Raw genomic sequence first — 18,789 nt, forward strand, 5'->3', positions numbered from 1 at the left:
TATGTTCTCGCCCCGGCCCCACCCACCCCCCCCCTCCCCGCCCCCCCCCCGCCCCCCCCCCCGCCCGCCCCCCGGCCCCCCCCCCGCGCGCCGCGGGCCGGTTCCGTGCGGGGCCGCTCTCCCGGAGCAGCGCCTCCCCGGACGGGCGCCTTCCGGCCCGGACGAGCGCCTTCAGGACGGTCCGGACACGGCGGGTGCGCCGGAGGGACCACGGCAAGAGTCGGCAAAGTCGGCGGGTGCCGTGCCTTGAGCGGGCGCCCGCACGGGCATCATCCGCGATGTGAGAGCCATCGTGCGCGCCGGGCTGCTGCCAGGCGCCGTCGTGTGCGGCGCGATCGTGTGCGGCGCCGCGCCCGCCGCGAGGGCCGCCGGCCCCGTCGTCACACCGGGACGCGCCCGCCCCGGCGAGACCGTGGTGGTGTCGGGGACCTGCCCGGCCGCGGATCGGAGCGTCCGGGTCTCCGGCGCCGCGACCGGCGAGGGCGCGGTGCGGGGCGGCCGGTTCCGCGTCGAGGCCAGGGCCGCCCGGGAGACGGGCCGCCGGCCCGTGGAGGTCGCCTGCGTCCCGTCGGGACGGGCCGCGCAGGCGCCCCTGGAAGTGCGCCGGCCGCGCCGTCCCCGCCCGCACGGCTGGGCCATGGGCGGCGGGGACGGGTTCCAGGTGCCGTGGACCTCGGTGGCGATGGTGCTCATGGCGGGCGCGGCCGGGACCGGCGCGACGGTGCTGGTGCGGTCCCGGTTCCGCCGGACGCGCGGCTGACCGGCGCCCCGGAGGGTCAGGCCCGGCCGTAGGAGTCCTCGAGCCGTTCGATGTCGTCCTCGTCGAAGTTCCCGAACGCGATCTCCATGACCCGGACCGCGGGGCCGTCGGAGCCCAGCCGGTGCGTCTGCCCCGCCCGGATCAGGACCCGCTCCCCCACCTCCGGCAGCGTCCGGCGGCCGGCCACCTCGAACACCGCGCCGGGGTCCAGCGCGACCCACAGCTCGTCGCGGTCGCGGTGCCGCTGCAGGCTGAGCCGCTGCCCCGGCTCCACGTAGATGATCTTCACGGTGGACGGCTCGTTCAGCGTGAACTGCTCGAAGGCGCCCCACGGCCGCCGTTCGGTCAGCACCTCCGGCTCCTGCCGCACGCCCTCCGGCGCGGGAGCGTCGGGCTGCGCGGGCACGCCGGTCTGCGCGCGGGAGTCGGTCGGCACGGGCACGTCGGTCTGCACGGTCACCTCGGGAATCGCGGGTCGGGGAACATCTGCGGGACGCGGGCGCCGGACGCGGAGGCGGCGGCCGGCAGCCCGCCGAGGACGAGGTCGGCGAGGCCGTCCACGACGGCCTCGCGGGGCACCTCGTCGGCCTGGTCGAGCCACCAGTCGCCGGCGGTCTGCACCATGCCGACGATCGCGTGGCCCCACACGTAGGCGCGGGTGCGGTCCGCCATCTCCCCCTCGGCGATCATCACCTCGGCCAGCTCCCGGCTCACGTCGCGGATCATCGTGCTCATCGCGCTGTGCGTGGCGGTGTCCTCCGCGCTCGCCCGGTGCATCAGGAAGCGGTAGAGGTTGAGGTTCTTGGAGATCGTCGCCAGGTAGGTGTCGATGGTGGACCGGGTGCGCGCGCGGATCGAGTCGTCCCGGGAGAACTCCTCCCGGATGCCCTCGATCAGCTTGCGCGTGTGCCGCTCGGCGAGCGCCTGGTAGAGGCCGCTCTTGTCGCCGAAGTGGCGGTACAGGATCGGCTTGCTGATGCCCGCCTCGGCGGCGATCGCGGCCATCGACGCCTCGGGGCCCTCGCGCTGGATGACCCGGTCCGCCGCCTCCAGCAGGGCGCGCCTGCGGCCGGGATCGCGCCTGGATCCCGGTGCCCTCCCGCCCGCTTCGCCCCTCATGGTGCGATCACCGTAGCCGGGCGGTGCGCGCGGGACGCGCGTGGGGCGGGGTGAGCGCTGGGCAGGCGGGCATACACCGAACGGTATCCGCGGGTGTTACCCGGTGACAACACCGCCTGGCCTGGGGGTTGTCCGCCGCCTCGCGCCCTTCCCGGCGGGCGGCCGCAGCGGCTACCGTGATCGGTGGCCGGCGTGAGGAGGTCGCGGGGGTGCGGACGCTCTACTCGGTGCGGCTGGAGGGCGTGGCGACGAACCCCGCCGCCCCGGTCGAGTACCTGCTGCTGATCCTGGAACGCGCGGAACCGCGCATGCGGCACGCCCTGCTGCGCCGCGCGGACGTACCGGACGCGGTGTACGAGGCCGCCGTCCGGCATCCGGACCCGCACGCCCGGCGGCTGGTCGCCGTGTCGGGCCACGCGCCGGCGGAGATCCGCGCGCTGCTCGCCGACGATCCCGACCCGGACGTGCGCCGGTCGCTCGCCGCGATCCCCGAGTACCGGCAGCCCCGCAAGCCCCTGCCCGCGGACGTCGTCCTGCGGCTTGCCGCCGACCCGGACCCGCGCGTCCGCGACGCCGTCCTCGACCGCGACCTCCCCGACGGCGTCCGCGCGGCGCTCGCGGCGGATCCGGACGCCCGGGTCCGGCGCGGCGTCCTGCGCACCTGGCCGGAGCCGCCGGAGGAGATCGTCGACGCGGCGCTGGGCGACCCCGATCCGGAGGTCCGGCGCGCGGCCGTCGCGCTCGCCGCCCGGCGCCGCCCCGACGTGGCCGCGCCGCTGCTCGCCGCCGGGGACCCCGACGTCGTGGCGCGCGTCCCGCTGGATCCGGGGCAGGCGGCCGCGCTGTGCCGGGACGGCCGGAGCGCCGTCCGCAGGGCCGTCGCCGCCAACCCGAGCCTGCCGCCCGACCTCGTCGCCGTGCTGGCGGGCGACCCCGAGCACGAGGTGCGGCTCGCGGTGTCGCTGCGCCCCGAGCTGACCGAGGAGCAGCGCGCGGCGATCGACTACCGCGTGGGGCCCGAGGATCATCTCCGCCCTCCGGGATGGTTCTGGGACCGGCTGGACGACCTCGACCTGATGCGGCGGTACGCCACCTCCGCGCACACCGGGCTGCGCCGGTTCGCGGCGTACAGCCCGCACCTGCCGCCCGACCTGGTCGCGCGGCTGGCGGGCGACGAGGACTTCGTCGTCCGGCTGCTGCTGTCGGAGAAGCATCCCGATCCGCCCGGTGAGCTGCTGCTGTCGGTCGCGCTGGAGTCGCCGTTCATCACCCGGCTGGACCGCACCGGGCATCCGAACTTCCCGTGCGCGGGCCTCGCCCGCCTCGCGGAGTCGGACGACCCGGTCGCGCGGACGCTGGCGCTGCGCGACCCGGAGCTGCCGGCGCCGGCCGTCGAGCGGCTCAGCCGGGACGAGGAGCCGGGCGTGCGCGCCGCGGCGGCGCGCGACGCCCGGCTGCCGGAGGCCCGGCTGCTGGAGCTGCTCGACGACCCGGACGCGGCCGGGAGCGCGGCGCGCAACCCCGGCCTGCCCGTGCCTGCGATGAAGCGGATCCTGTACGACGCCGCGATCCTGTAGCGGCGCCGCGATCCGCGACCGCGCCGCCCGCGAGGGGTCCGCTAGCGGACCGGCAGGCCGGTGACGGTGCGGCCGATGACCAGGCGCTGGATCTCGCTGGTGCCCTCGAAGATCGTGAAGATCTTGGAGTCGCGGTGCATGCGCTCCACCGGGTACTCGCGGGTGTAGCCGTTGCCGCCGAGGATCTGGATCGCCTCTTCGGTGACGTACACCGACATCTCGCTGGCGATGAGCTTGGCCATCGAGCCCTCGGCGTTCTCGAAGTCCTTGCCGTTGCGCGCCATCCAGGCGGCCCGCCACACCATCAGGCGGGCGGCGTCCAGGCGGGTCTTCATGTCGGCCAGCTTGAAGGCGATGGCCTGGAAGTCGCCGATCTTCTTGCCGAACTGCTCGCGCTCCTGCGCGTACTGCAGCGCGTAGTCGTAGGCGGCGCGGCCGACGCCGAGGGCCATCGCGCCGACGGACGGCCGGGTGGTCTCGAACGTCTTCAGCGCGGCCTGGCCCTTGGAGCTCTTGCCCTCGCGGGTCCGGGCGATGCGCTCGTCGAACTTCTCCTTGCCGCCGACGATGTGGTGGCTCGGGACGCGCACGTCGTCGAGGACGACCTCGGCGGTGTGGGAGGCGCGGATGCCGTGCTTCTTGAACTTCTGCCCCTGCCGGAGACCGGGGGTGTTCGGCGGGACGATGAAGCTGGCCTGGCCGCGGCTGCCGAGCTCGGGGTACACCGAGGCGACGACGACGTGGACGTCGGCGATGCCGCCGTTGGTCGCCCAGGTCTTGGTGCCGTTCAGCACCCACTCGTCCTTGGCCTCGTCGAAGACGGCGCGGGTCCGGATGGAGCCCACGTCGCTGCCCGCGTCGGGCTCGGAGGCGCAGAACGCGCCGAGCTTGACGTCGTCGGTGGTGCCGAACATCTGCGGCACCCACTCGGTGACCTGCTCGGGGGTGCCGACGGCGGCCACGGACGCGGCGGCGAGGCCGGTGCCGACGATCGACAGCGCGATGCCGGCGTCGCCCCAGAACAGCTCCTCGAACGCCACCGGGATGCCGAGGCCGGTCGGCTCCAGCCACTGGGTGGCGAAGAAGTCCAGCGAGTAGATCCCGACCTTGGACGCCTCCTGGATGAGCGGCCAGGGGGTCTCCTCCCGCTCGTCCCACTCCTCGGCGGCCGGGCGGATGACGTCCTTGGCGAACTCGTGCACCCAGTCCCTGACCTCGCGCACGTCCTCGCTGAGCTCCAGCGAGAACGGCGTGGACTCCGCGCTCGTCATGATTATTGACCCTTTCTCCAATATCGCCTGTTACCAACGGTAGCAGCATCGCGTGCTACCGCGGGTAACAGGTGGCCGGAGTCACAGCCGGGAAAGGGGCGCGGAGGCGGGGGGCGGCGGGTCAGCCGCGGCCGGGAGAGAAGGAGCGCGCGGCGGCGTAGCCGGGCACCTCGATCATCGGCGGGCGCTCCCCCACGGCGACGTCGCTGGTCCGGGCGTCGTGCCCGGCCGCGGACCGGCGGAACTGGGTCAGCGCGGTCGCGGGCGCGCCCAGCGGGATCATCCGGCCGTGCCGCTCCAGCCGCGACCAGGCGGTCAGCATGATCTGGCCGGACATCGCGCCGAGCGCCTCGGTGGACTGGTGCCCGTGCACCCGGCGGCCGAGGTCGACCTGGGCGATCGCGTCCAGCCCGGCGTCCTGGTAGACGTCCAGCAGCAGGCCGAGCTCCACGCCGTAGCCGGTCACGAACGGCAGCCGCTCCAGCAGCGCGCGGCGGCCCGCGTACTCGCCGCCGAGCGGCTGCATCACCCCGGCCAGCAGCGGCCAGTGCATGTTGATCAGCGGGCGGGCGACCAGCTCGGTGACCCGACCGCCGCCGCCCTCGACGCGCCGCTCCCCCTCCATCAGCGGGCGGTCGTAGCAGCCCTTCACGTAGCCGACGGACGGGTCGGTCAGCAGCGGACCGAGCAGCCCGGTGATGTAGGACGAGGTGAAGCCGCGCAGGTCGGCGTCCACGAACACGATCAGGTCGCCGGTGGTGGCGGCGAGGGACTTCCACAGCGCCTCGCCCTTGCCGGACATGCGCCCCTCGCCGGGCAGCACCTCGTCCTGCGCGACGACCTCCGCGCCCGCCGCGGCGGCCACGGCGGCGGTCCGGTCGGTGGAGCGGGAGTCCACCACGACGATCTCGTCGACCAGCGGGACCCGCTCCATCAGGTCGGTGCGGACGGCGGCGACGATCGCGCCGACGGTCGCCTCCTCGTCACGCGCGGGCAGCACGACGCTGATCCCGGTGCCGTCCTTGGCGTCCAGCAGGACGTGCGCCGGCCAGTCCTCGGCCGTGCTCGTACGGCGCCGCAACCACGAAGCGACCTCTGGCAGCACGCGCTCCCCCTCCCGTGCGGACGGTCCCGTGACCGGCCCTCACCTTGAGTGAACACCGGATACGTCCAGATCATTCACCGTCCGCGCGGCGAACGGGCAGCCGACCCGAAGAGTTGACACCGGCGCAACACACCCGTCATTCGGCGGCGTGCTTGTCCAGGAACTCGTAGACGTCGGCGTCGTCCACGCCGGGGAAGGCTCCGGGCGGCAGCACCGACAGCACGTGCGAGTGCGCGCGGGCCGAGGGCCAGGCCATGCCCTCCCACCGTTCGGCCAGCTCCTTGGGCGGGCGCTGGCAGCAGTCCCCGTCCGGGCACGCCGACTTGACCCGGCGGGTGGTCTCCCGGCCGCGGAACCAGCGCGAGTCCTCGAACCGGACGCCGAGCGTGATCGCGAAGTCGCGCTCGTGGCTCGGGTCGATGTGCGACAGGCACCAGTAGGTCCCGTGGGGGGTGTCGGTGTACTGGTAGTAGACGGAGAAGCGGTCCTCCGCGCCGAACACGTGCCGGCCGGCCCACTCGCGGCACATCCGCTGGCCCTCGATCGCGCCGTCCTCGTCCTGCGGGAACGCCAGGCCGTCGTTGGCGTACGCCTTGTAGATCGTGCCGTTCTCATCGTTCTTGGTGAAGTGCAGCTGCAGCCCGAGATGGTGGGTGGCGACGTTGGTGAAGCGGTGCGCGGCCATCTCGTAGGACACCGAGAACACGTCGGCGAGGTCCTCCACCGACAGCTCGCGCGCGGCCTTGGCCTCCTGCAGGAACGGCACGACGCTGCGCTCGGGCATCAGGATCGCGGCGCCGAAGTAGTTGGCCTCGACGCGCTGGCGCAGGAAGTCGGCGAAGTCGCGGGGCTGGTCGTGGTCGAGCGCGATGTGCCCGAGCGTCTGCAGCAGGATCGTCCGGGGCGTGTGCATGCCGAGCTGCTCGCGCTCCAGGTAGATCCGCCGGTTGCGCAGGTCGGTGACGGACCGGACGGAGCGCGGCAGGTCCTGGACGTACTGCAGGCTGAAGCCGAAGTGGCCGACCAGGGTCATCAGCATGCCCTGGGAGACCGCGCCGCCCCGGTAGCCGACGGCGTCGAGGGTCTGCGCGGCGACCCTCTCGATGTCGGGGAAGTGGTTGCCGCGCTCGTGCATCTGGCGGCGCAGCTCGGCGTTGGCCTTGCGCGCCTCCTCGGGGCTGGCGGTCGGCTTGGTGCGGCTGCGCTTCAGCTCCCCGTAGAGGGCGAGGATGTGCTCGATCACCTCGTTCGGCATCCGCTTGCCGACCTTGAGGTGCGACAGCCCGAGGGTGCGGTACAGCGGGTCGCGCTGCGCCTCCTCCAGCTGGATCTCCAGCTGCGCGCGGCGGCTCGGCGGCTGGCGGCGCAGCAGCTCCTCCACCGGGCACTCCAGCGCGGCGGCGAGGGACTGCAGCAGCGACAGCTTGGGCTCGCGCCGGCCGTTCTCCAGCAGCGAGAGCTGGGAGGGGGCGCGCCCGACGCGCTCGCCGAGGTCCGACAGCGTCATGCCGCGGCTGCGCCGCAGGTGGCGGAGCCGCTGCCCGAAGGTGACGAGGTCTACATCGCTCGTCAAGTTGAGGGGTTCTTCTGGCCGCAAGGTCGTCACGGCTTCATCGTAGCGGAAATTTCGCAGTTCTTCTGTTACTCACGAGTTCATTAAGGGGTTGAAGTCCGGGCATAGTCATGTCCAAGCACCCAGGGGACGACACGGAAGGGCAAGACGATGAGCGACAGTCGCCTCAAGGGCGCAGCCGAGGAGCTGCAGCGGCAGTGGGAGACCGACGAGCGCTGGAAGGGCATCGAGCGGACCTACTCCGCCGAGGACGTCGTCCGCATCCGCGGCTCGGTCCAGGAGGAGCACACCCTCGCGCGCCTCGGCGCCGAGCGGCTCTGGAAGCTCCTGCACGAGGAGGACTACGTCCACTCCCTCGGCGCGCTCACCGGGCTCCAGGCCGTCCAGCAGGTGAAGGCCGGCCTCAAGGCCATCTACCTGTCCGGCTGGCAGGTCGCGGCGGACGCCAACCTGGCGGGCCAGACCTACCCGGACCAGAGCATCTACCCGGCGAACTCGGTCCCGGCCGTCGTGCGCCGCATCAACAACGCGCTGCTGCGCGCCGACCAGGTCCAGTGGGCCGAGGGTGAGGGCGACACGCACTTCCTCGCCCCGATCGTGGCCGACGCCGAGGCCGGCTTCGGCGGCGTGCTGAACGCCTTCGAGCTGATGAAGGGCATGATCGCCGCGGGCGCCGCGGGCGTGCACTGGGAGGACCAGCTGGCCTCCGAGAAGAAGTGCGGCCACCTCGGCGGCAAGGTCCTCATCCCGACCTCGCAGCACATCAAGACCCTCAACACCGCCCGCCTCGCGGCGGACATCTCCAACGTGCCGTCCCTGATCATCGCGCGGACCGACGCCGAGGCCGCGACCCTGATCACGACGGACGTGGACGAGCGCGACCGCGAGTTCATCACCGGCGAGCGCACCGCCGAGGGCTTCTACCGCGTCCGCAACGGCATCGAGCCCTGCATCGCCCGCGCCAAGGCCTACGCGCCGTACTCCGACCTCATCTGGATGGAGACCGGCACCCCGGACCTGGAGCAGGCGCGCAAGTTCGCCGAGGCGGTCAAGGCCGAGTACCCGGACCAGATGCTGGCCTACAACTGCTCGCCGTCCTTCAACTGGAAGGCGCACCTGGACGACGCGACCATCGCCAAGTTCCAGCGCGAGCTCGGCCACATGGGCTTCAAGTTCCAGTTCATCACGCTGGCCGGCTTCCACGCCCTCAACTACGGCATGTTCGACCTGGCGCACGGCTACGCCCGCGAGGGCATGACGGCCTACGTCGAGCTGCAGGAGCGCGAGTTCGCGGCGGCCGAGAAGGGCTTCACCGCGGTCAAGCACCAGCGCGAGGCCGGCACCGGCTACTTCGACATGGTGAGCACCGCGATCGCGCCGGACTCGTCCACCACGGCGCTGAAGGGCTCCACCGAGGAGGGCCAGTTCCACTGAGCCGGTCCCGACCAGTGAGCTGATCCAGACCTGTCGCCCCAGGTCTGATCCCCAGCAGAAGGCCCCCGCGTCCCTACACCCGCGGGGGCCTTCTGATGTCCGCACGAGGTCCGGGGCCAGCGCCGGAACGAGGCCGGGAGCGGGCCGGGACCGGGCCGGGACCGGGCCGGGGCGGAGGGCCGCCGGCACCCGGACCAAGATCGGCCAAATGGGGAGGAAGTCTCGACATGTGGCGCTATTGAGGGCATCGTAAGCACGCTTGTGATCACTCAAGGGAGAGGATCCTTCCGATGGCGCAGCGCCACCCCCGCCTCCATCCGTTCCGGGCGACCCCCGGGCGCACGCTCCCGATCGCCGTCGCCGCCCTCTGCGTGGTCGCGCTCGCCCCCTCGGCGTCCGCCGCGCAGCACCGCTACACGCCCGGCGCCGAGGGCGTCGGCGACGCCTACTTCCCGCTCGAGGGCAACGGCGGCTACGACGCGCAGAACTACTCCCTGGACCTCACCTACGACCCCGACTACGACCAGCTCGACGGCGTCGTCACCATGACGGCGCGCGCGACCCAGGACCTGTCGAGCTTCGACCTGGACCTGTCCGGCATGGACGTCCAGCGCGTCAAGGTCGACCGGCACAAGGCCGACTTCAAGCGGCGCGGCCAGGAACTCGTCATCACGCCGCACAAGGGCCTGCGCAAGGGCAGGACGTTCACCACCGTCATCACCTACGGCGGCGTCCCCCAGACGATCGTGGGCTCCCCGATCGTGTTCGGCTCCCCCTACGGGTTCCTGCACACCCCGGACGGCGCGTTCGTCGGCGACGAGCCCAACGGCGCGTCCACCTGGTTCCCGGTCAACGACCACCCGAGCGACAAGGCCACCTACGACTTCGAGGTCACGGTGCCGAAGGGGCTGACCGTGGTCGCCAACGGGCTGCCCGACGGGCAGCACAGCGGGAACGCGGCGTTCAGCCGCCGCTCCGCCGCGACCGCCGCCAGCACGTACAAGTGGCGCGAGCGGTACCCGATGGCCAGCTACCTCGCGACCATCGACATCGGCAAGTGGGACGTCAAGCAGGGCGAGTCGCCCGGCGGCGTCGGCAACTACACCGCCGTGGACCCGGTGCTGCTCCAGAACCAGCCGGACGCGGTGAACTTCTTCTTCGACACCACGAGCGAGGCCACCGACCTGTGGTCGTCGCTGTTCGGCAAGTACGCGTTCGAGACGACCGGCGCCATCGCCGACGACGCCCGCTACAACGGCGACCCCCTCGGCTTCTCCCTGGAGACGCAGAGCAAGCCGGTCTACTCCGCCGTCCGCAGCACCTCCACGATCGCGCACGAGCTGGCGCACCAGTGGTTCGGCGACGCGGTGTCCCCGGAGCGCTGGAAGGACGTGTGGCTGAACGAGAGCTTCGCGACCTTCGCCGAGTGGTACTGGGGCGAGAAGCACGGCGGCGCGACCGTCCACGACCGGGCCCGCACCACCTACAACTCGCGGCCCTTCCCGGACCCGGCGGGCCGTCCCTTCTGGTCGGTCGTGACCGCCGACCCGCAGCGCGACACCATGTTCAACCAGCGGGTCTACAGCGGCGGCGGGATGGCGCTGGAGTTCCTCCGCGAGAAGATCGGCGACGACAAGTTCTTCACGGTGCTGCGCACCTGGTACGCCCAGCACAAGTACGGCAACGGCACCACCGAGCAGTTCACCGCCCTGGCCCAGAAGATCTCCGGCCAGGACCTGACGCAGTTCTTCAAGGACTGGCTGTACTCCCCGATCAAGCCGGACCTCCCGCAGGGCTGACGGCCCGAAGCCCTCGCCGACCCGCGGCGAGCATCACCCGGGTCAACGGCCCGGCGGCCACTGTGCGAAATTACATGGTCGCCGGGCCGTGCCTTGTCTAGGCTCTCGGCGAGTGGGCGTCCTTCCGTGGGTGTGGTGGTACGGCTTCCGGCGCCACACCGCCTACCCGCTCGGCTCCCTCGCCGAGTCGCTGACCAACACCGCCTTCGGCTTCATCCGCGCCTACGTGCTGCTCGCGCTCTGGCACGCGCGTCCCGCGCTCGGCGGCTACGCCGCGGCCGACGCCGTCACCTTCTGCTTCATCACCCAGGCGCTGATCGGCCCCGTGCAGATCTTCGGCGGGATGGACCTCACCGAGCGGATCCGCAACGGCGACGTCGCGATCGACCTGCACCGGCCGGTCGGGCTGCTGGGCTGGTGGCTGGCCGAGGACCTCGGCCGCGCCGCCGGGTCGCTGGTGCTGCGCGCCGGGCCGCCGCTGGTCGCGGGCGCGCTGGCGTTCCCCTTCCGCGCGCCGGGCCCGGCGGGCCTGGCGGCGTTCGCGGCGGCGGTGCTGCTGGGCGCGCTGGTCGGCTTCGCGATCCGCTACCTGGTGGCGCTCGGGATGTTCTGGCTGCACGACGACCGGGGCCTGAACGCGGTCGCGCTGGTGATGTCGCTGTTCTTCTCCGGGATGATCCTGCCGCTGGTGGTCTTCCCCGGCCGGCTCGGGGACGTCGCGCGGGCGCTGCCGTGGTCGGCGCAGATCCAGGTGCCGGCGGACGTGTTCCTCGGCCGCCGCTCCGGCGCCGGCCTGCTCGGCGCGCTCGCGTTCCAGGCCGGGTGGGCCGCCGCGCTGCTCGCCGCCGGATGGCTGCTGACCCGCGCCGCACGGCGGAGGCTGGTGATCCACGGTGGCTGACGGCGGCGCGCGGCCGGTGCGGATGTACGGGCTGCTGGCGTGGACGTGGCTGCGGGCGGCGGGCCGGTTCCCGGTGTCCATGGTGCTGCTGTCGCTGGCGACCGCGGTCGTCGGCGGGCTGGACGCGGTGGCCGTCCTGGTGCTGTTCTCCCGCGCGCCCCGCATCGCCGGCTTCACCGCGGCGGAGGTGCTGTTCCTGTACGGGACGAGCGCGCTCTCGTTCGCGATCTCCGATGTTTTGCTCGGCACGACCGAGCAGCTCGGCGAGCGCGTCCGGCTGGGCACCCTGGACGCGGTGCTGGTGCGGCCGGTCAGCCCGCTGGTCCAGATCGCGACCGAGCAGTTCTCGCCCCGCCGGCTCGGCAAGCTCGTCCCGGCGGTCGCCGTCCTGGCGCTCGTGCTGCCGCGGCTGGACGTGCCGTGGACGCCGGGCCGGGCCGCCGCGCTCCCGCTGATGGTCGCGTCCGGGACGGCGATCTTCGCGGGGCTGTGGGTGCTGACGGCGGCCGTGCAGTTCGTCATGGTCGACAGCCACGGCGCCACGAAGTCGCTCACCTACGGCGGCGCGTACCTGACTCAGTACCCGATGACGATGTTCGGCCGCGACTTCGTGCGCGGGGTGACCTTCGTCGTGCCGCTCGCGTTCGTCAACTGGCAGCCCGCGCTGTACGTCCTGGACCGGCCGGACCCGCTGGGGCTGCCGGCGGCGGCGCGGTTCGCCTCGCCCGCCGTCGCGGCGGTGCTGTGCGGGGCGGCGGCGCTGGCGTGGCGGGCGGGGATCCGGCACTACCGATCGACGGGGAGCTGAGGCCGATGCGGGAGGCGGGGACCGGTGCGGGGTCCGGGGCCGAGCCGGTGATCCGGGCGGCGGACGTCGTCAAGTCGTTCACGGTCCGCGGGCGCGCGGGCGGCCGGCGGCGCGCCCGGACGGCCCTGCGTGCCGTCGATGGGGTGTCGTTCACGGTCGCGCCCGGCGAGTTCGTCGGCTACCTCGGGCCGAACGGCGCCGGCAAGTCGACGACCATCAAGATGCTCACCGGGATCCTGACCGCCTCGTCCGGCACGCTGCGGGTGTGCGGCCTGGACCCCTCGCGCCGCCGGACGGCCCTCGCCCGCCGGATCGGCGTCGTCTTCGGGCAGCGCACGACCCTCTGGTGGGACCTGCCGCTGCGCGACAGCCTCGCCCTCGTCCGGCGGCTGTACCGGGTGGACGCGGCGGCGCACCGGGAGCGGCTGGCGGAGCTGACCGCGCTGCTGGAGCTGGAGCCGTTCCTGCACACGCCGGTCCGGCAGCTCAGCCTCGGCCAGCGGATGCGCGGCGATCTCGCCGCCGCGCTGCTGCACGACCCGGAGCTGCTGGTGCTCGACGAGCCGACGATCGGGCTGGACGTGGTGAGCAAGACGACCGTCCGGGACTTCCTGGAGCGGACCAACGCCGAGCGCGGCACCACGATCCTGCTGACCACGCACGACCTCGGCGACATCGAGCGGCTCTGCCGGCGCGTGCTGATCATCGACCGCGGCCGGCTCGCCTACGACGGCGGGCTGGACGAGCTGCGCCGCACCGTCGACGCCGACCGGACCCTGGTGGTCGAGCTGGCCGAGCCGGCGCCGCCGATCGTGCTCGGGGAGATCCGGGCCGAGCGGGTCGAGGGGGCGCGGCAGTGGCTGCGGGTCCCGCGCGAGGAGAACGCCGCGGCGCTGGTGGCGGCGCTCGCGCAGCGCCACGAGGTCCGCGACATCTCGCTGCGCGAGGCCGGCATCGAGGACGTCCTCGCCGGGCTCTACCGCGGCGACCACGCGTACTGGTGCTCGGGGCGGCCCGTCGCGCCGTAGCGCAGCGTCACCACGACCCGGCCGGCCTCGGCGAGCCCGGCGAGGTAGCGCTGCGCGGTGGCGCGGGAGATCCCGACCAGGTCGGCGACCTCGGCCGCCGAGCGCGGCTCGTCCGCCGCCCGCAGCGCCTCGGCGATCAGCCGGGCCGTCACCGGCGACTGCCCCTTCGGCGCGGCGGGCTGGGCGTGCAGCGGCGCGTACAGGGCGCGCAGCGCGCCGTCGAGCGCCGCCTGCGACAGCTCGCCGCCGGACAGCGCCGCCCGGTAGCGCGCGTACGCGGTGAGCCGCTCGCCGAGCGCGGCGGCGGTGAACGGCTTGATCAGGTAGTGCAGCGCGCCGCCCGCGAGCGCCTCGCGGACGACGCCGGGGTCCGCCGCCGCGGTCGCCATGATCACGTCCGCGGACAGCTCGGGCAGCAGCGCGAGGCCCGGCTCGTCCGGGAGGTAGACGTCCAGCAGGACCAGGTCGGGCGCCAGCTCGGCGGCCATCGAGCGGGCCTCGGCGGCGGTGTGCGCGAGGCCCGTGACGGCGAAGCCGGGCAGGCCCGCCACGAATCCGGCGTGCACCTGCGCCACCCGGAAGTCGTCGTCCACCACCAGCACGCCGATCACCGCGCCGCCTCCCCGTTCCACCGCCGCGCCGCCGGCCCGGCTCTCCGCGCCGGTCCCGCGCCCGGTCGCCCGACCGTCTCCGTGCCCGCTCACCGGACCGCCTCCGCGCCGAGGACGCCGGGCAGCCGGGCCACCGCGACCGCGCCCGTCCCGTCCCCGCCGGGGTCGACGAACGCGACGTCGCCGTCGCGGGCGCGGGCGGTGCGGCGGGCGAGCCCCAGCCCGAGGCCGCGCGAGCGGCCGCCGGCCGCGTCCCGGGTGGACACCCCGTCGTCGAAGACCGCCTCGCGCAGCCCCTCCGGCAGCCCGTCGCCGGAGTCGGCGACGGTGACGTGCAGGTCGCGGCCGTCGCCGAGCAGCTCGACCTCGACCCGGGCGGGCCGCCGCCGGCCCAGCCGGGCCGCCTCGACGGCGTTGTCGACGAGGTTGCCGACGACCGTCGTGACGTCCAGCGGCTCGGCGACCCGGCCCGGCACGTAGCTCGTGGAGCCGATGTCCAGCCGGACCCCCTTCTCCGCGGCGACGGCCGACTTGGCGGCCAGGAACGCCCGCAGGTAGGGGTCGGTGAGCGGGTCGGGCAGCTCCTCCGCGGCGGGCAGCCGGCCCACCTCGTCGTCCATCAGCGCGCCGAGGTAGCCGGCGGCCTCCTCGGCGTGCCCGAGCTGGAGCAGCCCGGACAGCGTGTGCAGCCGGTTGGCGTACTCGTGCCGCTGCGCGCGCAGCGCGTCGAACAGCGTGCTGACCGAGTCCAGCTCGCGGGCGAGGGTCTCCAGGTCGGTGCGGTCGCGCAGGGTGACCACGGCGCCGAGGTCGCGGCCGTCGCGGCGGACCTCCCGCCGGTTCACCACCAGCACCCGCTCGCCGGCGGTGACGAACAGGTTGGCCGCCTCGCGGGCGCCGGTCAGCACGTCCCGCAGCGCGCCCTCCGCCGCGAGCCCGGCGGCGGCCGCGCCGCGCTCGGGGGCGACGCCGAGGAGCCGGGACGCCTCGTCGTTGCAGACCGCGATCCGGCCCGCGGTGTCGACCGCGACCACACCCTCCCCGACGCCGTGCAGGACGGCCTCCCGCTCCTGCACCAGCTCGGCCAGCTCGTAGGGCTCCAGGCCGAGCGTCTGGCGCTTCAGCCGGCGGCCGATCGCGGCGGAGGCCAGCACGCCGAGCAGCACGGCGCCGGCGATGAACAGCGTGAGGTCGCGCAGCAGGTGGTCGAGCTCCCGGTCGATCGCGCCGGCGTCGAACCCGACGCTGACCTCGCCGAGGACGCCGCCCTGCGGCCCGTACAGCGGGACCTTGCCGCGCGCCGACAGGCCGAGCGTGCCGCGCTCGATGTTGACGACCTCGTGCCCGGCGAGCGCCTCCGACGGGTCGGTGCTGACCCGCCGGCCGACCTCGCCCAGCGTCGGATGCGAGTACCGGATGCCGCGCCGGTCGGTCACCACGACGAACAGCGCGCCGGTGCGGATCCGGACGCGCTCGGCGCGCTCCTGCACGACGTGGCCGGGGTCGCCCGCCGCGACCGCGGCGTCGATCTGCGGGTCGACGGCGACGGCGCGCGCGACGGTGAGGGCCCGCTGCCCGTACTGGTCGCGCAGCTCGCCGTCCAGCATCCAGGCGACCAGCCCGTAGCCGAGGCAGGCGACGACGACGACCACGCCCACCTGCAGGATCAGCACCTGCCGGGCGAAGGGGATGCGGGGCCGGACGGACATGACCCGCACCGTACGTCACGCCGGGCCCCGCCGCCCAGACCCCGGCGAGCAAAAAGAGCAGAAGTGCGGAATACGCACTCAACGTGGGGATTCGCGGCTTGCGAGCACATCGCGGGCAAGGGTTCCGGTGACGCGGGCCACATCCCTACGGTTCCGCCATGCCCAAGCGAGCAACCACCCCCGAGAACGCGGACGACGGCCGCGTGAGCACGGGCGATCCCGTCATCGAGCTGCGCGGCGCGACCAAGCGCTTCCGCTCGTCCGGCGGCGGCGTGCACACCGCGGTCCGCGACCTGAACATGACCGTCCGGGCCGGCGAGTTCGTCGCCGTGGTCGGACCGACCGGCTGCGGGAAGTCCACCACCCTGTCCCTGGTGTCCGGCCTGGAGCCGGCGTCGGAGGGCAGCGCCCTCGTGCACGGCAGGCCCGTCGAGGGCATCCCCGACGGCGTCGGCTACATGTTCCAGAACGACGCGGTGCTGCCGTGGCGGACCGTCCTGGACAACGTCGCGACCGGCCCCCGCTACCGGGGGGCGGGCAAGCGCGAGGCGCGCGAGCGCGCCCGCGACTGGGTCGCCCGGGTCGGCCTCGCCGGCTTCGAGGGCTACTACCCGCACCAGCTGTCCGGCGGCATGCGCAAGCGCGTCGCGCTCGCCCAGACCCTGGTGAACGAGCCGTCGGTGCTGCTGATGGACGAGCCGTTCTCGGCCCTGGACGTGCAGACCCGCGGGCTCATGCAGGACGAGCTGCTGCGGCTGTGGTCGGGCTCGGGCGCGGCGGTCGTGTTCGTCACCCACGACCTGGAGGAGGCGCTCGTCCTCGCCGACCGGGTCGTGGTGATGACGGCCGGCCCGGCGACGATCAAGGGCGTGTTCACGGTGCCGCTGGAGCGGCCCCGGGACGCCGAGGAGGTCCGGCTCACCTCCGGGTTCCTGGACATCTACCGGGAGGTCTGGGACTCGCTGCGCGAAGAGGTCCAGATCACCAGGGAAAGGGGCACCGGCAATGCCGCGTGAGTCGGAGACCGTGCAGGCCGCCGAGGAGGCGCGGGCCGGACAGGACGTACTGAGCGCGGGAGCGGCGGCCCCGGCCGGGCCGCCCGGCGGGGCGGACGAGTCCGCCGCGATCGCGCGGATGCGCTCGGCCGGGCTGCGCCGCCGGCTCGGCGTCAACGGCGTCCGCGTCCTGCTGGTCGCGGCGTGGCTGAGCTCGTGGGAGCTGGCCGCCCGCAACTGGATCGACCCGTTCTACTACTCGATGCCGTCGAAGATCTGGAGCCGGCTGGCCGGCTGGTTCACCGACGGGACCTCGCAGGGCTCGATCTGGGAGCAGATCTCCTACACCCTGCAGGAGGCGGTGGCGGGCTTCGTGCTCGGCGCCGCGGGCGGCGTGGTGCTCGGCATCGTGCTCGGCCGCAGCCGCTACCTGTCCGACGTGTGCGCGCCGTTCATCAAGGCCGTCAACGCGATCCCGCGGATCATCCTGGCCTCGCTCTTCGTGATCTGGTTCGGGCTCGGCATGGAGTCCAAGATCGCGACCGCGTTCGTGCTGGTGTTCTTCGCGGTGTTCTTCAACGCCTTCCAGGGCGCCCGCGAGGTCGACCGGAACCTGGTGAACAACGCCCGGATCCTCGGCGCCGGCCGGATGCAGGTGCTGTGGACGATCGTGGTGCCGAGCGCCACCTCGTGGATCCTCGCCTCGCTGCACTCGGCGTTCGGGTTCGCGATCATCGGCGCGATCGTCGGCGAGTACAGCGGCGCCGACAAGGGCCTCGGCCTGCTCATCAACCACTCCCAGGGCACCTTCGACTCGGCCGGCATCTACGCCGGAATGATCATCATCACGGTGCTGGCGCTGCTCGCCGAGTGGCTGCTCACCGCGGTCGAGGGCCGGCTGCTGCGCTGGCGCCCGCCGGCCGCCGGGGCCGACCCGCAGATCTGACCGGCCCCGTCCCACCCCCTTCGCACGACCAGGAGAACCACCATGCGCACCACCCCGATCCGCGTCACCGCCGCCGCGGTCGCCGCCCTCACCGCCCTGTCCGTCTCGGCCTGCCGCGACTCGCGCGGCGGCGGGGACGGCGGCGGGAAGGACGGCGGCACCGTCAAGATCATGGTCGGCGGCATCGACAAGGTCATCTACCTGCCGGCCAAGCTGACCGAGCAGCTCGGCTACTTCAAGGAGCAGGGCCTCGACGTCCAGCTGCTCACCGAGCCGGCCGGCGCGCAGGCCGAGAACGTGCTGATCTCCGGCGACGTGCAGGGCGTCGTCGGGTTCTACGACCACACCATCGACCTGCAGACCAAGGGCAAGTGCGTGCAGAGCGTCGTGCAGATGGCCGACGTACCCGGCGAGGCGGAGATGGTCGCCGCGAAGAAGGCGTCCGCGCTGGCGTCGCCCGCCGCGTTCAAGGGCAAGAAGCTGGGCGTGACCAGCCCCGGCTCGTCCACCGACTTCATCACCCGGGCGCTCGCGGTCCGCAACGGCGTGAAGACCTCCGACTACACCACGGTGAAGGCGGGCGCCGGCCCGACGTTCATCTCGACGCTCGACAACGGCGGCATCGACGCCGGCATGACCACCGACCCGACCATCGCCAAGCTCGTCAGCACCGGCAAGGCGAAGGTCATGGTGGAGATGCGGACCGAGGACGGCACCCGCAAGGCGCTCGGCGGGCTGTACCCGTCCAGCTCCCTGTACATGGACTGCTCCTACGTGAAGTCGCACGGCGAGACGGTGCAGAAGCTCGCCAACGCGTTCGTCAAGACGCTCGGCTGGATCAAGCAGCACAAGCCGGCGGAGATCGCGGCGAAGATGCCGGCCGACTACGCGGGCGGCGACCCGGCGCTGTACGAGAAGGCCATCACCGACTCGATCAGCATGTTCAACGGCGACGGCGTCATGCCCGACGAGGGCGCGAAGAACGTGCTGGAGGTGCTGGCCCAGTTCTCGCCCAACGTGCAGGGCAAGAAGGACCAGGTGGACCTGTCGAAGACCTACACGACCCAGTTCGTCACCAAGGCGAAGCAGTCCTGACGGACGGCGCCCGCAGGGCGCGGTGAAGGCGGGCCGGACCTCCTGGAGGTCCGGCCCG

General features: G+C 73.4%; 17 protein-coding genes. 10 read left to right on the forward strand and 7 right to left on the reverse strand.

What is annotated here, in order from left to right:
* The first annotated feature begins 280 nt into the window (after window positions 1-280).
* Window positions 281-760: a hypothetical protein gene (locus ABT299_RS41650; protein WP_387030263.1), complete on the forward strand. Its 480-nt coding sequence runs from the start codon at window positions 281-283 to the stop codon at window positions 758-760.
* Between the two features lie 16 nt (window positions 761-776).
* Here the strand turns inward: ABT299_RS41650 and ABT299_RS41655 are convergent, their stop codons facing one another.
* On the reverse strand, window positions 777-1,220 hold the full coding sequence (locus tag ABT299_RS41655; RefSeq protein ID WP_500254122.1) for a phosphomannose isomerase type II C-terminal cupin domain: 444 nt from the start codon (window positions 1,218-1,220) through the stop codon (window positions 777-779).
* On the reverse strand, window positions 1,217-1,879 hold the full coding sequence (locus tag ABT299_RS41660; protein ID WP_190854021.1) for a TetR family transcriptional regulator: 663 nt from the start codon (window positions 1,877-1,879) through the stop codon (window positions 1,217-1,219). The genes ABT299_RS41655 and ABT299_RS41660 overlap by 4 nt, the downstream gene beginning before the upstream one ends.
* 209 nt (window positions 1,880-2,088) lie before the next feature.
* Between ABT299_RS41660 and ABT299_RS41665 the strand changes: the two genes are divergently transcribed.
* A complete protein-coding gene (locus ABT299_RS41665; protein WP_500254123.1) occupies window positions 2,089-3,456 on the forward strand; it encodes a hypothetical protein in 1,368 nt (455 codons plus the stop codon).
* 41 nt (window positions 3,457-3,497) lie between these two features.
* On the opposite strand, the gene ABT299_RS41670 is transcribed toward ABT299_RS41665, so the two are convergent.
* From ABT299_RS41670 to ABT299_RS41680, 3 genes are all read right to left on the reverse strand, one after another.
* On the reverse strand, window positions 3,498-4,727 hold the full coding sequence (locus ABT299_RS41670) for an acyl-CoA dehydrogenase family protein (protein ID WP_500254124.1): 1,230 nt from the start codon (window positions 4,725-4,727) through the stop codon (window positions 3,498-3,500).
* Between the two features lie 121 nt (window positions 4,728-4,848).
* Complete coding sequence (locus ABT299_RS41675; protein ID WP_500254125.1) at window positions 4,849-5,832, reverse strand: glucosyl-3-phosphoglycerate synthase; 984 nt, start codon at window positions 5,830-5,832, stop codon at window positions 4,849-4,851.
* Window positions 5,833-5,968: 136 nt separating this feature from the next.
* The gene (locus ABT299_RS41680) at window positions 5,969-7,405 is read right to left on the reverse strand and encodes a helix-turn-helix domain-containing protein (protein WP_190854029.1); all 1,437 of its coding nucleotides are present in this window, start codon (window positions 7,403-7,405) and stop codon (window positions 5,969-5,971) included.
* A 150-nt stretch (window positions 7,406-7,555) separates the two neighbouring features.
* Between ABT299_RS41680 and aceA the strand changes: the two genes are divergently transcribed.
* The 5 genes from aceA to ABT299_RS41705 all read left to right on the forward strand — a co-directional run bounded on the left by aceA (window position 7,556) and on the right by ABT299_RS41705 (window position 13,375).
* Entirely contained in the window at window positions 7,556-8,839 is a 1,284-nt protein-coding gene (gene aceA / locus ABT299_RS41685) for an isocitrate lyase (RefSeq protein ID WP_190854032.1), read from the forward strand.
* A 290-nt stretch (window positions 8,840-9,129) separates the two neighbouring features.
* The gene (locus tag ABT299_RS41690; protein WP_500254126.1) at window positions 9,130-10,638 is read left to right on the forward strand and encodes a M1 family metallopeptidase; all 1,509 of its coding nucleotides are present in this window, start codon (window positions 9,130-9,132) and stop codon (window positions 10,636-10,638) included.
* Window positions 10,639-10,750: 112 nt separating this feature from the next.
* Window positions 10,751-11,539, forward strand: coding sequence for an ABC transporter permease (locus ABT299_RS41695; protein WP_433235060.1), 789 nt, complete (start codon window positions 10,751-10,753; stop codon window positions 11,537-11,539).
* A 22-nt stretch (window positions 11,540-11,561) separates the two neighbouring features.
* The gene (locus ABT299_RS41700) at window positions 11,562-12,347 is read left to right on the forward strand and encodes an ABC transporter permease (RefSeq protein WP_500254144.1); all 786 of its coding nucleotides are present in this window, start codon (window positions 11,562-11,564) and stop codon (window positions 12,345-12,347) included.
* Between the two features lie 5 nt (window positions 12,348-12,352).
* Entirely contained in the window at window positions 12,353-13,375 is a 1,023-nt protein-coding gene (locus ABT299_RS41705; protein WP_500254127.1) for an ABC transporter ATP-binding protein, read from the forward strand.
* Here the strand turns inward: ABT299_RS41705 and ABT299_RS41710 are convergent.
* Window positions 13,324-14,079 (reverse strand): response regulator, encoded by a 756-nt coding sequence (locus ABT299_RS41710; protein ID WP_500254128.1) that lies wholly within the window; start codon window positions 14,077-14,079, stop codon window positions 13,324-13,326. The genes ABT299_RS41705 and ABT299_RS41710 overlap by 52 nt on opposite strands.
* Window positions 14,076-15,695 carry a sensor histidine kinase gene (locus ABT299_RS41715; protein ID WP_190854044.1) on the reverse strand — a complete coding sequence of 540 codons (1,620 nt, stop codon included), beginning with the start codon at window positions 15,693-15,695 and terminating at the stop codon, window positions 14,076-14,078. The genes ABT299_RS41710 and ABT299_RS41715 overlap by 4 nt, the downstream gene beginning before the upstream one ends.
* Window positions 15,696-15,853: 158 nt before the next feature.
* On the opposite strand from ABT299_RS41715, the gene ABT299_RS41720 reads away from it, so the two are divergent.
* The 3 genes from ABT299_RS41720 to ABT299_RS41730 are packed head-to-tail and all read left to right on the forward strand — an operon-like array spanning window position 15,854 to window position 18,731.
* A complete protein-coding gene (locus ABT299_RS41720; RefSeq protein WP_387030284.1) occupies window positions 15,854-16,711 on the forward strand; it encodes an ABC transporter ATP-binding protein in 858 nt (285 codons plus the stop codon).
* Window positions 16,701-17,636: an ABC transporter permease gene (locus tag ABT299_RS41725; protein ID WP_500254129.1), complete on the forward strand. Its 936-nt coding sequence runs from the start codon at window positions 16,701-16,703 to the stop codon at window positions 17,634-17,636. The genes ABT299_RS41720 and ABT299_RS41725 overlap by 11 nt, the downstream gene beginning before the upstream one ends.
* 42 nt (window positions 17,637-17,678) lie before the next feature.
* Window positions 17,679-18,731 (forward strand): ABC transporter substrate-binding protein, encoded by a 1,053-nt coding sequence (locus ABT299_RS41730; RefSeq protein WP_190854051.1) that lies wholly within the window; start codon window positions 17,679-17,681, stop codon window positions 18,729-18,731.
* Window positions 18,732-18,789 lie beyond the last annotated feature (58 nt).

The organism is Spirillospora sp. NPDC000708 (assembly GCF_040299565.1).
Taxonomy (GTDB): Bacteria; Actinomycetota; Actinomycetes; order Streptosporangiales; family Streptosporangiaceae; genus Spirillospora.

What these genes read in the sequence shown, in the direction of transcription:
- ABT299_RS41660 (WP_190854021.1), bottom strand. Translation starts at nt 1,879, where the DNA reads ATGAGGGGCGAAGCGGGCGGGAGGGCACCGGGATCCAGGCGCGATCCC.
- ABT299_RS41670 (WP_500254124.1), bottom strand. Translation starts at nt 4,727, where the DNA reads ATGACGAGCGCGGAGTCCACGCCGTTCTCGCTGGAGCTCAGCGAGGAC.
- aceA (WP_190854032.1), top strand. Translation starts at nt 7,556, where the DNA reads ATGAGCGACAGTCGCCTCAAGGGCGCAGCCGAGGAGCTGCAGCGGCAG.
- ABT299_RS41690 (WP_500254126.1), top strand. Translation starts at nt 9,130, where the DNA reads ATGGCGCAGCGCCACCCCCGCCTCCATCCGTTCCGGGCGACCCCCGGG.
- ABT299_RS41700 (WP_500254144.1), top strand. Translation starts at nt 11,562, where the DNA reads ATGTACGGGCTGCTGGCGTGGACGTGGCTGCGGGCGGCGGGCCGGTTC.
- ABT299_RS41705 (WP_500254127.1), top strand. Translation starts at nt 12,353, where the DNA reads ATGCGGGAGGCGGGGACCGGTGCGGGGTCCGGGGCCGAGCCGGTGATC.
- ABT299_RS41715 (WP_190854044.1), bottom strand. Translation starts at nt 15,695, where the DNA reads ATGTCCGTCCGGCCCCGCATCCCCTTCGCCCGGCAGGTGCTGATCCTG.
- ABT299_RS41720 (WP_387030284.1), top strand. Translation starts at nt 15,854, where the DNA reads ATGCCCAAGCGAGCAACCACCCCCGAGAACGCGGACGACGGCCGCGTG.
- ABT299_RS41725 (WP_500254129.1), top strand. Translation starts at nt 16,701, where the DNA reads ATGCCGCGTGAGTCGGAGACCGTGCAGGCCGCCGAGGAGGCGCGGGCC.
- ABT299_RS41730 (WP_190854051.1), top strand. Translation starts at nt 17,679, where the DNA reads ATGCGCACCACCCCGATCCGCGTCACCGCCGCCGCGGTCGCCGCCCTC.